Annotated in this window: 12 protein-coding genes; all 12 read left to right on the top strand. The window is 42.8% G+C overall.

Going from position 1 to position 14085, the window contains the following annotated elements; genetic code table 11:
* The first annotated feature begins 122 nt into the window (after positions 1–122).
* The 12 genes from HFA01_RS11510 (at position 123) to HFA01_RS11455 (ending at position 14080) form a co-directional block, all read left to right on the top strand.
* On the top strand, positions 123–2423 hold the full coding sequence (locus HFA01_RS11510; RefSeq protein ID WP_146816355.1) for a DNA translocase FtsK: 2301 nt from the start codon (positions 123–125) through the stop codon (positions 2421–2423).
* 354 nt (positions 2424–2777) lie between these two features.
* Positions 2778–3503: a GntR family transcriptional regulator gene (locus HFA01_RS11505; protein WP_146816353.1), complete on the top strand. Its 726-nt coding sequence runs from the start codon at positions 2778–2780 to the stop codon at positions 3501–3503.
* A 115-nt stretch (positions 3504–3618) separates the two neighbouring features.
* A complete protein-coding gene (locus HFA01_RS11500; protein WP_146816465.1) occupies positions 3619–4737 on the top strand; it encodes a BMP family lipoprotein in 1119 nt (372 codons plus the stop codon).
* Positions 4738–4865: 128 nt separating this feature from the next.
* Entirely contained in the window at positions 4866–6392 is a 1527-nt protein-coding gene (locus HFA01_RS11495; protein ID WP_146816351.1) for an ABC transporter ATP-binding protein, read from the top strand.
* Complete coding sequence (locus HFA01_RS11490) at positions 6392–7438, top strand: ABC transporter permease (RefSeq protein ID WP_174787826.1); 1047 nt, start codon at positions 6392–6394, stop codon at positions 7436–7438. The genes HFA01_RS11495 and HFA01_RS11490 overlap by 1 nt, the downstream gene beginning before the upstream one ends.
* The gene (locus HFA01_RS11485) at positions 7439–8398 is read left to right on the top strand and encodes an ABC transporter permease (protein WP_174787824.1); all 960 of its coding nucleotides are present in this window, start codon (positions 7439–7441) and stop codon (positions 8396–8398) included.
* Positions 8399–8538: 140 nt separating this feature from the next.
* Positions 8539–9825 (top strand): EF-P 5-aminopentanol modification-associated protein YfmF, encoded by a 1287-nt coding sequence (yfmF, locus tag HFA01_RS11480; RefSeq protein ID WP_146816347.1) that lies wholly within the window; start codon positions 8539–8541, stop codon positions 9823–9825.
* Positions 9825–11117: an EF-P 5-aminopentanol modification-associated protein YfmH gene (gene yfmH, locus HFA01_RS11475; RefSeq protein WP_146816345.1), complete on the top strand. Its 1293-nt coding sequence runs from the start codon at positions 9825–9827 to the stop codon at positions 11115–11117. Before yfmF ends, yfmH begins: the two co-directional genes overlap by 1 nt.
* Positions 11110–11829 carry an elongation factor P 5-aminopentanone reductase gene (gene ymfI / locus HFA01_RS11470; protein ID WP_146816343.1) on the top strand — a complete coding sequence of 240 codons (720 nt, stop codon included), beginning with the start codon at positions 11110–11112 and terminating at the stop codon, positions 11827–11829. Before yfmH ends, ymfI begins: the two co-directional genes overlap by 8 nt.
* Positions 11830–11896: 67 nt before the next feature.
* Positions 11897–12157: a DUF3243 domain-containing protein gene (locus tag HFA01_RS11465; protein ID WP_146816341.1), complete on the top strand. Its 261-nt coding sequence runs from the start codon at positions 11897–11899 to the stop codon at positions 12155–12157.
* Between the two features lie 192 nt (positions 12158–12349).
* Entirely contained in the window at positions 12350–13141 is a 792-nt protein-coding gene (locus tag HFA01_RS11460) for a DUF3388 domain-containing protein (RefSeq protein WP_146816339.1), read from the top strand.
* A gap of 18 nt (positions 13142–13159) precedes the next feature.
* Complete coding sequence (locus HFA01_RS11455; protein ID WP_146816337.1) at positions 13160–14080, top strand: helix-turn-helix domain-containing protein; 921 nt, start codon at positions 13160–13162, stop codon at positions 14078–14080.
* The last annotated feature ends 5 nt before the right edge of the window (positions 14081–14085 follow it).

Raw genomic sequence — 14085 nt, 5'->3', positions numbered from 1 at the left:
AGATGGCTATGGTATAATAGAATAAATGAGTGACTGGATGCCGGTGCTGTATTTCTTCATGAATATTGAAGGAACCATCGGCATTTTTCTCGTTTTAGTTTTACATATGGGGAGGAAAGACCATGGCTAGGAAAAGAAAAAAGAAGAAAAAGCAATCAAATATGAAAAGCCATTTGAGGTTTGAACTTATAGGGCTATTCTTCCTCTTTATTGCTGTCATTGGGAGCGGGGCTTCTGCTATCAGTGATGGAGCGGTTCCAGGAGGTTTGGAGAGGTTCTGGCAGTTCTTGTTTGGTGTATGGTACTTTATCGCCTCCTTGTTCTTTCTAATTGTTGGTGTGTATTTGATGGTAAAAAGAAAATGGCCTGTTTTTTTACATAAACGTCTCTTAGGCGTGTACACCATAGTGACGGCTTTACTCTTGTTCACACATCTTGAAACACTTTCTGCTGAGCTTGGGACAGGCGAAGGTTCTATTTTCGCCATGACCTGGGACAGAATTACCGGAATGATGAGGGGAGAACTTCCGTTTTACAGCATTGGTGGAGGGTTAACGGGTGCGATCCTTCTTTCCATCAGCTATTACCTTTTCGCAAAAGCTGGAGCAGCTATTTTATCTTTTTTCCTATTTATTATCGGTGTGATCTTCGTAAGTGAAAAATCCATAGGCGAGCTCTTTGCTAAGTTTGGGCGAAAAGTAAAAGAAATAGGCTCAGAACAATTGCAAAAGATGAAGGATCAGAAAGAGCAAAAAGCAGAAAAGAAAAAGCAGGCATTGGAAGAGCAGGAAGAAGATACAGTCGTTTATGAATTGAATGATACAACTAATGATCAGGAAGAAGAGCAGAACCAAGAGCCGATCATACAAGACTTTACTGATACTGCTTATGCATCTGAGAAAACGGATAAACCGAAAGAAAGTGGCACGGAGGACCAGCCGGATGTCGATGAAGTAAATATTGAAAAATCAATGCCAACAGCTGAGCTTGAAAACATGGATTACCAGTTACCAAGCCTGGAGTTATTGGACGAACCTACTTCCACTCCGCAAAGTCAGGGCCGTTCTCATATCCAGGCAACCGTAAGGAAGCTTGAAAAGACTTTCCAAAGTTTCGGTGTCAAAGCGAAAGTGACAAAAGTCCATGTCGGTCCGTCGGTAACAAAGTACGAAGTTTACCCAGATGTAGGGGTGAAAGTCAGTAAAATTGTGAACTTGAATGATGACCTTGCCTTAGCTCTGGCGGCGAAGGATATCCGGATTGAAGCGCCTATTCCAGGAAAGTCAGCGGTTGGAATTGAAGTACCGAACCAGGAAGTGTCTATGGTCTCTTTACGCGAAGTATTGGAAACTGGCAAATCAAAACCGGATGCCAAGTTAAGCTTTGCCCTGGGAAGAGACATCTCTGGTGAGGCTGTCATGTCAGAATTAAATAAAATGCCTCACTTGCTTGTCGCAGGTGCGACCGGAAGTGGTAAAAGTGTTTGTATTAACGGCATCATTACGAGTATTTTAATGAGAGCAAAACCCCATGAAGTCAAAATGATGATGATCGATCCGAAGAAGGTTGAATTGAATGTCTATAACGGAATTCCGCACCTTTTAGCTCCGGTTGTCACAGATCCTAAGAAAGCTTCACGCGCATTGAAGAAAGTCGTATCCGAAATGGAAAGAAGATACGATCTCTTTTCAGATACAGGCACAAGAAATATCGAAAGTTACAATGAATATATCAAAAAGCATAACCAGGAAAATGAAGACGAACAGCCTCAGCTTCCATACATCGTTGTTCTTGTAGATGAACTTGCAGACTTGATGATGGTGGCTTCAAATGAAGTGGAAGATGCCATTACCCGCCTTGCACAGATGGCCCGGGCTGCCGGCATCCATTTAATTATCGCTACTCAGCGTCCTTCTGTAGATGTAATCACAGGTGTCATCAAGGCAAACATTCCATCAAGAATTGCTTTCAGTGTATCTTCACAGACCGATTCAAGAACGATCTTGGACTCTGGAGGTGCAGAAAAGCTCTTGGGAAGAGGGGACATGCTGTTTACACCAGTAGGCTCCAACAAGCCGACAAGGGTACAAGGCGCATTTTTATCCGATGAGGAAGTGGAGAGAATTGTCAATTTTTGTGTAGAACAGCAAAAAGCGCAATACCAAGAAGAGATGATTCCTGAAGAGGAAAATGAAGTGAAGCAGGAAGTGGATGATGACCTCTATCCTGAAGCGGTCCAAATGGTCATCGAAATGCAAAGTGCCAGTGTTTCTATGATTCAACGACGTTTTCGCGTCGGATATACGCGAGCAGCCCGGTTGATCGATGCTATGGAAGACAACGGCATCGTCGGACCTTATGAAGGTAGTAAACCACGTGCTGTTCTTGTTTCACAACAAACAGAAGAACAACATACTTCATAAATCGTTAAAGGATCCAACCTAATTAGGTGGATCCTTTTTTTGTGTGTTTAAATAAAGACATGATCGAAGCTTACCGATTACTTATTAAACTAACTGGCAAGATTGAGGAAGACTCGAAACTGTGTCTTCCACTATAGGGAGATTTTCTATGATAAATGTAGATATTTTACAGTCATGGATTGCTATTCTAAAACGATCAAACGTTTTCATGGAAATGAGTCAAAATTCATAAAAATGTCCTAATTCTATTTATTTATTTATCGAATAGTGTTATATTATTGTCAAAATGTGATGTGTCGAACGTCAGAGGTCAGATCTCTAGACATATAGTTCAATAGACTTGGGGTGAAAGTGATGTCCATCAGACAAGATACTCGACATCTTTATTTACAGGTGATCGAGCAGATTAAACGCGATATTGAAAACGGTATCTTTATAGAAAAGCAAAAACTGCCATCCGAATTCCAGCTTTCCAAATCGCTTGGGGTTTCCAGAGCGACGCTGAGGGAAGCGCTGAGAATTCTAGAGGAAGAAGGTGTAGTGACCCGAAGGCATGGGGTAGGTACTTTTGTTAATCCAAAACCTCTGTTCACCTCAGGAATCGAGGAATTAGACAGTGTGACAGGCATGATTGCGAAATCAGGAATGACCCCCGGGTCTCAGTATCTGTCTGCAGAGCTTATCGAACCGACAGAAGAAGATCGAAAACGTTTCTCTCCACTGGACGTACATAGCATTGCGAAGGTCGAGCGTGTACGAACCGCAGACGACCAGCCAGTGGTTTATTGTACAGATAAAATCCCAGAAGGATTACTCCCGATCAATCAAATAAGAGAAGCAGATTCTTTGTTTAATGTTTTAGAGCGCTATACAGGGAAGACTATCGGCTATGCGGTTACACATATCGAACCGATCGGCTTTCATGAAAGGATTTCTCCCATTCTGAATTGTGAACCTGACCAGGCTCTCTTACTTTTGAGACAAATGCATTACTCTCAAGATGATGTTCCGATGCTTCTTTCCTCTAATTACTTCCGGGCTGACAAGTTCAGTTTCCATGTTTTAAGAAAAAGAGTGTAAGGGCTTACAAAAGTGTGACAGAATCACTTTAGGGAGGTGAGGCTGGTAATAGATACTTGAATTCTGCTGGATTTTGATTCACGTCATACTAAACAATTAGGGGGTAGTCGTTTTGTTGAAAAGTCGTTTCCTTATGATTCTAGTCTTTCTATTAACTTTTGGTGTGTTCTTAGCTGCTTGTGGTTCTTCCGGAGGAGAAGAAGAAACGAGCGGAAGCAGTAATGATGATTCTGGCAGTGAGGAATCTTCAGGAGAAGAAAACAGCGATTTCTCTGTAGCCATGGTTACAGATGTAGGCGGGGTTGATGATAAGTCATTCAACCAATCCGCTTGGGAAGGCCTACAGGCTTTCGGTGAAGAAAATGGCATGAGCAAAGGTGAGGGGATCGATTACGCTCAATCTGAGAGTGATGCCGATTACGCAACAAACCTGAACCGTCTTGTACGCCAGGATTACAATTTGATTTATGGAATCGGATACCTTCTTCAACCGGCAATCGCTGAAGTTTCTGAGCAATATCCAGATACGAACTTCGCCCTTGTTGACGCCGTTCAAGAAGGAGATAACGTAGTAAGCATCATGTTTAAAGAGCACCAAGGTTCTTTCCTTGCAGGTGTAGCTGCTGCAAACAAGACGAACACGGATAAAATCGGTTTCATCGGTGGGGTAGATGGAAGCTTGATCAACAAGTTCGAAGCAGGATTCGTTGCAGGTGTTAAATCTGTGAACCCTGAGATCGAAGTAGAAGTTGAATATGCAGAAAGCTTCAACGATTCTCAAAAAGGACAAGCGATTGCATCCAACATGTACTCTAAAGATATCGATGTCATTTACCATGCTTCCGGTGGTACAGGTAACGGTGTATTCGCTCAAGCGAAAGACATCAAGAACAGTAACCCTGATGAAGAAGTATGGGTTATTGGTGTCGACCGTGACCAGCACGAAGAAGGTCAGATCGGTGACTCCAACGTCACGCTTACTTCCATGGTTAAACGTGTAGACATAGCTGTTCAAGAAGTAGCAAACCAAGCAATGAACGGAGAGTTCCCTGGAGGAGAAGTTCTTGAATTTGGTCTTGCTGATGACGCGATCAGCATTGCTCGTACAAACGAGGAAGCGATGACTGAAGAAATCGTTTCTGCTGTTGAGGAATGGAAAGAGAAAATCATCAACGGTGAAGTTGAAGTGCCAAGCACACGGGAAGATCTTCAAACATTCTTAGATTCAATGTAACAATTGTCAGAAAGGGCTGGTGAGAGCCAGCCTTTTCTTCTGTAAAAGAAAATCATCAAATGAAAAGATTGTTCCGGCCCTTTTCCTTTGGTGATTTTTTAAGGTGCACGGGGGAGGGAGAGAGACGAATGGACTATGTAATTGAAATGTTGAACATTAGAAAAGAGTTTCCGGGTATTGTAGCGAATGACAATATTAATTTGCAAGTGAAGAAAGGTGAAATCCACGCTCTTCTTGGGGAAAACGGAGCAGGGAAATCTACACTGATGAACGTCCTGTTCGGCCTCTATCAGCCGGAAAGAGGAGAAATTAGAGTGCGTGGAGAGAAAGTAAATATCACAGATCCCAATGTAGCAAACGCTCAGGGGATCGGGATGGTTCACCAGCATTTTATGCTCGTGGATACGTTTACGGTTACTGAAAACATTGTATTAGGAAGTGAGCCGAAGAAAGCGGGAACGGTGAATTTAAAACATGCGGAAGAACAGGTAAGAGAGCTTTCAGAAAAGTACGGTCTGAATGTTGATCCAAAAGCGAAAATACGGGATATATCTGTAGGGATGCAGCAGCGTGTGGAGATATTGAAGACGCTCTATAGAGGAGCGGAAATCTTAATTTTTGACGAACCTACAGCGGTTCTTACCCCTCAGGAAATTAAAGAGTTGATTGACATTATGCACAGCCTTGTAAAAGAAGGAAAGTCAATTATCCTGATTACCCATAAATTGAAGGAAATCATGGAAGTCTGCGATCGATGCACCGTTATTAGGAAAGGGCAGGGTATTGGGACTGTCGATGTCTCAGAAACCAATCCAACAGAGCTTGCTTCTTTAATGGTTGGTCGTGATGTCAACTTCTCGACTGAGAAGACAAAGGCTGAACCAAAAGAATCCTACCTTTCTATAAAGGATTTGCGTGTAAAAGATGTCCGCGGGGTCGAGATGGTCAAAGGGCTTCATTTGGAAGTTCGGGCAGGTGAGATTGTCGGAATTGCTGGTGTAGATGGAAATGGTCAATCCGAACTAATTGAAGCCATCACTGGCTTGAGAAGAAGTGAATCCGGGACCATCCGCCTCCACGATAAGGAAATAACTAATTTAGCGCCTCGTAAAGTGACGCAATCCGGTGTGTCTCACATCCCACAGGATCGTCATAAATTCGGTCTTGTCCTTGATTTTCCCATTGGCGAAAATATGGTGTTGCAAAATTATCACCAGAAGCCTTATTCGAAAAAAGGCGTCATGAATTTTAAGAACATTTATCAAAAAGCAAAAGATTTAATTGCAGAGTATGATGTCCGTACCCCAGATGCTTATACACCGGCGCGGGCACTCTCAGGTGGTAACCAGCAAAAAGCGATTATTGGCAGGGAAGTGGACAGGTCCCCGGATTTAATTATTGCTGCGCAACCTACGCGTGGGCTCGATGTAGGAGCCATTGAATTTATCCATAAAAAATTAATTGAAGAAAGAGACAAAGGCCGTGCCGTTCTTCTTCTATCTTTTGAACTAGATGAAATCATGAACCTGAGTGATCGGATCGCTGTCATGTTCGATGGACAGATCATCGCTGATGTCCTTCCAGAAGAAACGGATGAGCAGAAGCTAGGATTGCTGATGGCAGGTAATTCAACAGAAAAAGCAGGTGAGCAATGATGTTTTCCAATCGCTTATTCAATATATTAGTTCCCATCATTTCTGTGTTGCTCGGTCTGATTTCCGGTGCCATCATCATGCTGATCTTCGGCTATAATCCGATTGCAGGCTTTGCTGCGCTCTGGAATGGGGCCTTTGGGGATGCCTACTTCTTTGGAGAGACGATCAGGCAGGTAACCCCTTATATTCTCTCAGGGCTTGCGGTTGCCTTTGCTTTACGATCTGGACTGTTGAATATTGGAGTGGAAGGCCAGGTATTTATGGGGTGGCTGGCCTCTGTTTGGATTGGCATCTCTTTTGAACTGCCAATGGTCCTCCACTTACCATTAGCCATATTAGCTGCAGCCATTGCAGGTGCTTTCTGGGGCTTTATTCCTGGTCTTCTGAAAGCAAAGTTAGGCGTCCATGAAGTTATCGTTACGATCATGATGAACTATATTGCCTTATATTTAAGTAATTCCATCGTTCGTAATTTATTGAGCGACGGTGCGGATCGAACAGAAAATGTAGCAGCAACGGCATCTTTACAATCGAACTGGCTTGCAGAAATGACATTTTACTCAAGAATTCACTATGGTTTTATTGTCGCTTTACTGATGGCACTTGTCATGTGGTTCATTATTAACCGTACAACGACTGGATTTGAATTGAGGTCTGTAGGGTTCAACCAGCACGCATCTAAATATGCGGGGATGAATGTCAGTAAAAATATCATCTTGGCTATGGTCATTTCCGGTGCTTTTGCAGGTCTTGCAGGAGCCATGGAAGGTCTCGGTACTTTCGGCTTCATGTCGATTAAATCTGGATTTACGAATATTGGATTTGACGGAATTGCTGTCGCTCTTCTAGGTGCAAACACAGCTTTCGGTGTCATTCTTGCGGCCTTCCTTTTTGGTATACTGAAGATCGGTGCTTTGAATATGCCGACAGCTGCAGGGGTCCCTACGGAGCTTGTAGAAATCATTATTGCCTTGATCATATTCTTCGTAGCCTCAAGCTACATGATTCGCTGGGTCATTCTTCGGTTTAAAAAGGAGGGGAAATAAATGGAGATTATTGAACTGATCAGCCGTATTCTCGGTGCATCTGTTGTATTCGCAACCCCTCTTATTTTCACTGCTTTAGGGGGAGTGTTCAGTGAAAGATCCGGAGTGATTAACATTGGCCTTGAAGGCTTGATGATCATGGGGGCTTTCGTAGCCATTGTTTCAAACTTGACTTTCTATAGTGTTTTCGGCTCAGCGACTCCAATTGTATCCTTGCTCATCGCTATGGTCGTATCTGCTATATTTGCACTCGTCCACGCTGTCGCATCGATTACTTTTAGAGCGGATCAAGTCGTGAGTGGGGTAGCTATAAACTTCCTCGCTTTAGGAATTGGGTTGTTCCTTACTAAACAGTGGTATGATAAAGGACAAACGGATTTTATCGAAAGTCCGATCTATTCTTCAAATGTTCCTCTACTTAATAAGATCCCCATTCTTGGGGACATGTTTTTCACCGGCTGGTACTGGACTTCATACTTAGCGATTGCGCTCGCATTCCTTGTGTGGTTCATTATCTTCAAAACACCATTCGGGCTTCGTCTACGATCTGTAGGGGAGCATCCAATGGCTGCAGATACAAACGGAATCAATGTCTACAAGATGAGATACATCGGAGTGATGTTATCTGGTGCTTTCGGTGGTCTTGGTGGGGCTGTGTACGCCTTGACAGTAACCCATAACTTTTCTCACGGTACGATTGTGGGGCAAGGGTTTATTGCGCTGGCAGCGGTCATCTTTGGGAAATGGCATCCTCTTGGCGCGCTGGGTGCAGCTATTTTCTTCGGATTTGCTCAAAGTTTAAGTATTGTGTCATCGGATATTGCCTTTTTGGAAAATGTTCCTTCTGTCTTTATGCTAATCGCTCCTTATGTACTGACAATCCTTGCCCTGGCAGGATTTATCGGAAGAGCGGAAGCACCAAAGTCATTGGGAGAAGCTTATGTAAAAGGCAACCGTTGATCATTTTCGAGTCCGGTACACATGTGCCGGACTTAATTTTTTTACTTTTTCACACATATACCTTAGCATAAGACTTAGGTGGAATGGATGAATATGGACATATAGGTCTATAATAGAAGAGACTGATAAGGAGGATGAATATGAAAATAACTGAAGAAACGTTACTCGAAAAAGAAGGGTATCGTCTACATATTTTACCAAGTAAAAAATACAAAACCATTACGATTGTTGCAAAATTTAAAGCCCCTTTGAAAAGAGAAGGGATCACAGAGAGAGCGCTTTTGCCACATGTCCTGCAAAAAGCTACGAACAATCACCCGAATGTACGATCACTTCAGTCTGCATTTGAAAACCTTTATGGAACCGCGCTTTCAAGTGACGGATCTAAAAAAGGAGAAAACCATGTCATTAGTTTCCGCATGGAAGTTGTTAATGAAGCATACTTGAACGACCAGGAACCGATTCTTGAAGAAGCGGTCCAACTTTTTAATGAGGTGCTTTTTGATCCAAAGACAGAAGGGCAAGGCTTCGACTCCTCTATCGTCGAGCGTGAAAAACAGACGCTGGAGCAAAAAATCACCAGCATCAAAGACGACAAAATGAGTTATGCCAATATGAGACTCATGGATCACATGTGCAAAGATGAACCTTATGCGTTGCATGTGCATGGGTACTTGGAAGACCTCAAGTCAATTACGTCTGAAAAGCTTTACGCTTATTATAAAGACATGATTGCAAAAGACATGCTTGACGTGTATGTGATTGGTGACATGGATCAAAAGACGATTGAGAAGCTGACAGATCAGTATTTCTCAAGGAAAGGAAGCACCAATGCAGATGACGACCAGGTATCTGTCACCAAAGAAGTGAAGGAGTCAAGAGAAGTTATCGAGAGGGAAGAAGTTAACCAGGGTAAACTTCATCTTGGTTACCGCACATATACAAAGTTCGGTGATGACGACTATTATGCCTTGCAAATTTTCAATGGGATTTTTGGAGGCTTCCCTAGTTCCAAGTTGTTTATGAACGTTCGTGAGAAACACAGTTTAGCCTATTATGCTGCTTCAAGGTTTGAGAGTCATAAAGGTCTCCTGCTTGTTTTCAGTGGGGTAGATCCTAAGGATTATGATCAGGCAAAATCAATCATTCTAGAGCAGATGGACGCAATGAAGAACGGGGATTTCACGGAGGAACAAGTGGAAGAAACAAAAGAACAGGTCATACATCAACTCCAGGAAACGATGGATAATGCAAACGGAATGATCGAAGTCCTTTATCATCAAATGTTATCAGGTGCAGAAATGCCTGCGAATGAATTGATTGATAATATTCGTAAAGTTACGAAGGAACAAGTGATCCAAATGGCTAAAAAGATCGAATTGGACACGATTTACTTCTTGACGAGTAAAGAAGGAGGGGAATCTTAATGGAAGAACTGGTCTATACTCAGTTGAACGAAACGGTATATCAGGAAACATTAGATAATGGGTTGAAGGTATTCTTACTTTCAAAGCCTGAAATGGCCAAAACATATGGGATCTTTACGACGAACTATGGATCCATCGACCAAACGTTCACACCGATCGGGAAAAGTGAAAAGGTGACGGTTCCAGAAGGGATTGCTCACTTCCTAGAACACAAGTTGTTTGAAAAAGAAGATCGTGATGTGTTCCAGGACTTTACAAGACTCGGTGCATCTGCCAACGCTTTTACATCGTTTACAAAGACGGCGTATTTGTTTTCGGCAACGAGTCAAATTGATAAGAATGTCCAGACACTACTGGATTTTGTTCAGGACCCTTATTTCTCAGAGGAATCTGTTGAAAAAGAAAAAGGCATCATCGCTCAGGAAATCCGTATGTACGATGATCAGCCTGATTGGCGTTCCTTCTTCGGAACCATCCAAAGTTTATATCACGACCATCCTGTGAAGGTGGATATCGCAGGGACAGTTGACAGCATACAAAAGATTACAAAAGATGATCTTTACACTTGTTATGAGACGTTTTATCATCCTTCCAACATGGTCTTGTTCGTTGCTGGAAATATCGATCCTGAGTCCATGATGACATTGATCAGGGATAATCAAGCCAAAAAAGAATTCCCTGATGCACCTGAAATCAACCGCTCCTATCCTGAAGAACCGGCTTCCGCTGCTAAGAAAGAACATTCAATCACCATGCCTGTAACAACAGCAAAAGCGATGGTCGGGGTCAAGGAAAACGTTGAAGGGTTAACCGGCGAAGAGTTGGTACGCGGAGAGCTTTTATCAGGGATGATCCTTGATTATTATTTCTCAAGAAGCGGCGTCTTTTATGAGGAGCTATATAAAAACGACCTCATCGATGACAGTTTCCAGTTTGAAACAGAACTCGACCGCCAGTTTGGTTTCACTATTCTTGGAGGAGACTCCAGAAAGCCTGACGAAATGGCAGCTCGTATTAAGGAAATGTTGCATGAGTTAAAGGCACAACGGATATCCGATGAAGACTTTACAAGAATGAAAAGGAAAAAAATCGGTCAATTCATGAGAGCGATGAACTCATTAGAGTTTATTGCGAATCAGTTCACTCACTACCATACCCTTGGTACAGACTTATTTGAAGTGCTACCAATTATTGAATCCTTAACCGCGGATGATGCGGAAGAATATCTACAACACTGGTTGAAAGAAGACGCGATCACCGTGTTCCAAATCAAACCTCAAGACAATGCTTAAAAAGTGTCTGATTATAGGAGCCAGCGGAGGTATTGGTCAGGCAATCGTTCAAAGTGCTGTTGATCAAGGCTTTGCCGTTGGTCTGCATTACAATCAGAATAAAAAAAACATTGAAGAAAACAGGAAAGAAATCCCTGTTTCACAATGGCTTGGGGCATATGGAGCGGACCTTTCCAAATTAGAAGGCATCCATTCACTCTTAGATCAAATCGACGAGGAATGGGATGCTGTGATCTTTGCTGGCGGACATATGCATAGCGGTTTATTTCAGGATATGAAGACGGAAGAAATGGACGAACTGTATTTCGTTCACGTCAAATCTTTGTGGATGATCGCCCGGAAGGTGCTCCCCTATATGATCCGAAAGAAAAATGGCAATATTGTGGTCATCAGTTCTATTTTTGGACTTGAGGGTGCGAGTATGGAGGTTGTCTACAGCTCTGTGAAAGGTGCACAAAACAGCTTCGTTAAGGGGCTTGCGAAAGAAGTCGCACCAAGTGGAATTAGAGTTAACAGTATTGCTCCTGGCTTGATTGCTACAAAGATGAACGCCCACCTGAATCAGGAAGAACTGGATTTCCTAGAGGATGATATCCCTCTAGGACGGTCCGGGACGCCTGAGGAAGTGGCGCACGCGGCCGGCTTTTTGTTGAGTGACAAATCAAGTTACATAACGGGACAAGTGATTCAAGTTGACGGTGGTTGGTCTTAATTCTGTTGCATAAGATACCTGTTTCCTTCTCATACTAAGCATGAAAAAATTCAGAGGAGGTTACATCATGTCTGTTCTCGATAATTTCGATTCTTGGAAAGATTTCTTGGGTGATCGTTTACATCAGGCCAAAGGTCAAGGTATGCAAGAACAAGCGGTTTCTGAGCTTGCTTACGAAATTGGTGGTTATTTAGCAAACTCCGTGGATGCGAAGAACGACCAGGAAGCTGTCCTGCGTGATCTTTGGAATGTAGCAGATCAAAAAGAACAACACGCCATTGCTAATATGATGGTGAAGCTTGTCCAAAACGAAGGAAATCAAGCTTAACCTCGTCACCAATCCGCACAGACGTCTGTGCGGATTTTTTCTAATGAAACCAAGCTTTTTCATTTTTTGGATGTTTATGTAGGATCGTCCTTTCCTATTTAGAAAAAATCCTTTATGATAGATAGAGAGTGAAAAATTCCATAAATCACTCGACTTTGACAAATAACGACAATTTTTCAGAGGAGTTGTATTATGGAAAAAAAAGAATGGTACTTAGAATATGAAATCCAGTATAACCGCCCAGGATTGCTTGGGGACATCTCCTCACTGCTAGGTATGATGGCAATCAACATCGTCACCATCAATGGAGTGGAAAATTCCCATCGGGGTATGCTTCTACTATGTAAAGATGAAGAACAAATCACTCGTTTGAGATCGATTCTAAATACAATGGATACAATTAAAGTGACTAAACTCCGCCGGCCAAAATTGAGAGATCGTTTGGCAGTGAGGCATGGTCGATATATACATAGCGATGTGGATGATCGTAAAACATTCCGATTCAATCGGGAGGACTTGGGATTACTTGTTGATTTTATGGCTGAGCTCTTCATGAAGGATGGGCACAAGCTAATTGGGATCCGCGGAATGCCCCGGGTAGGAAAAACAGAGTCTGTCGTAGCAGCTAGTGTATGTGCAAACAAAAGATGGTTGTTCGTCTCCAGTACGCTTTTAAAGCAGACGGTGCGAAACCAATTGATTGATGAAGAGTACAGTGAAGACAACCTCTACATCATAGATGGGATTGTGTCTGCGAAACGAGCGAATGAAAAGCACTGGCAGCTGGTGCGTGAGATCATGAGGCTTCCTGCAACGAAAGTCATAGAACACCCGGACATTTTCGTTCAGGAAACGGAATATACAATGGATGATTTTGATTATATAATTGAACTTCGGAATAACGAAGATGAAGAAATTACTTATGAACCTGTGGAAAAACAAGAGATGTCTATGAATGAAGGTTTTTCCATGTTCGATTTTTAGAAATTGGATGGTGTTAACATGGAAATTGGAGAAAGACTGAGGGAAGCCAGGGAATCAAGGGGCCTTTCTTTAGAATCGTTGCAAGAGACGACAAAGATACAAAAACGCTACCTTCAGGCGATTGAAAAAAATGAGTTTCAAGTGCTTCCTGGAAAATTCTATACCCGTGCGTTTATTAGGGAATATGCCTCTGCAGTCGGATTGGACCCTGAAGTAGTGATGGAAGAACATAAAGGGGAGCTTCCAACCTTCGATGAGGAGAGTACGGTACAATACAGTCGTGTCCAGAGGACGAAGAAGGAAGCAACGCAGAAAAGCGGCCCATCCTCCCGGGTACTGCCGACAATCTTAACTGTTGGATTGATTATAGGGTTGATCTTTGTTGTATGGCTCGTATGGCAGAATATGAGCGGAGCAGAGGATGCCAATACAGCTACAGAAAATGGTTCCGACAATGAAATCAGTGTGCCTGAGAATTCTGAAAGTGAAACTTCGGGTGATCAGGACGATGTGGAAGGTAACGAAGATGGAAATGAATCTGAAGAACCAGGATCAGAAGACGAACCAGCGCCAGAGGAAGAAGAGGAAACACCTGCGGAAGATAAAGAAGAGGTAGACATTCAAATGGTTCAGGAAGGGACAGGTTCTTTCCCAGAGCATACGTATGAGGTGAGCGGCACAACTGAACGTTTGGTTACCATCCAGTTAACAGGCAGAGCCTACATGGAAGTTAAAGCTCCTAAGAATGGTGAAGACCTTGTGACAGCGAAAGAATACACCGCGGAGGATTCACCGATCTCCCTTGAGTTAGGGGATAAGGATGAATTGTACATCAAGACAGGTAATGCACCAGGAACAACCGTCATGATTGGCGAGAAGGAAGTTCCTTATCCGAACCCGGAAGTTTCCACACAGAAATTATTGTTGCAATTCAAGTAAGAAAC

Source organism: Halobacillus faecis (assembly GCF_007991335.1).
Taxonomy (GTDB): Bacteria; Bacillota; Bacilli; order Bacillales; family Halobacillaceae; genus Halobacillus; species Halobacillus faecis.
The sequence above is the reverse complement of the archived record's forward strand: the minus strand, read 5'-3'. Positions and strand labels throughout refer to the sequence as shown.

Coding starts and splice junctions, on each gene's coding strand:
- yfmH (WP_146816345.1), top strand. CDS start 9,825: ATGGAAGAACTGGTCTATACTCAGTTGAACGAAACGGTATATCAGGAA.
- ymfI (WP_146816343.1), top strand. CDS start 11,110: ATGCTTAAAAAGTGTCTGATTATAGGAGCCAGCGGAGGTATTGGTCAG.
- yfmF (WP_146816347.1), top strand. CDS start 8,539: ATGAAAATAACTGAAGAAACGTTACTCGAAAAAGAAGGGTATCGTCTA.
- HFA01_RS11460 (WP_146816339.1), top strand. CDS start 12,350: ATGGAAAAAAAAGAATGGTACTTAGAATATGAAATCCAGTATAACCGC.
- HFA01_RS11505 (WP_146816353.1), top strand. CDS start 2,778: ATGTCCATCAGACAAGATACTCGACATCTTTATTTACAGGTGATCGAG.
- HFA01_RS11455 (WP_146816337.1), top strand. CDS start 13,160: ATGGAAATTGGAGAAAGACTGAGGGAAGCCAGGGAATCAAGGGGCCTT.
- HFA01_RS11495 (WP_146816351.1), top strand. CDS start 4,866: ATGGACTATGTAATTGAAATGTTGAACATTAGAAAAGAGTTTCCGGGT.
- HFA01_RS11485 (WP_174787824.1), top strand. CDS start 7,439: ATGGAGATTATTGAACTGATCAGCCGTATTCTCGGTGCATCTGTTGTA.
- HFA01_RS11465 (WP_146816341.1), top strand. CDS start 11,897: ATGTCTGTTCTCGATAATTTCGATTCTTGGAAAGATTTCTTGGGTGAT.
- HFA01_RS11490 (WP_174787826.1), top strand. CDS start 6,392: ATGTTTTCCAATCGCTTATTCAATATATTAGTTCCCATCATTTCTGTG.
- HFA01_RS11510 (WP_146816355.1), top strand. CDS start 123: ATGGCTAGGAAAAGAAAAAAGAAGAAAAAGCAATCAAATATGAAAAGC.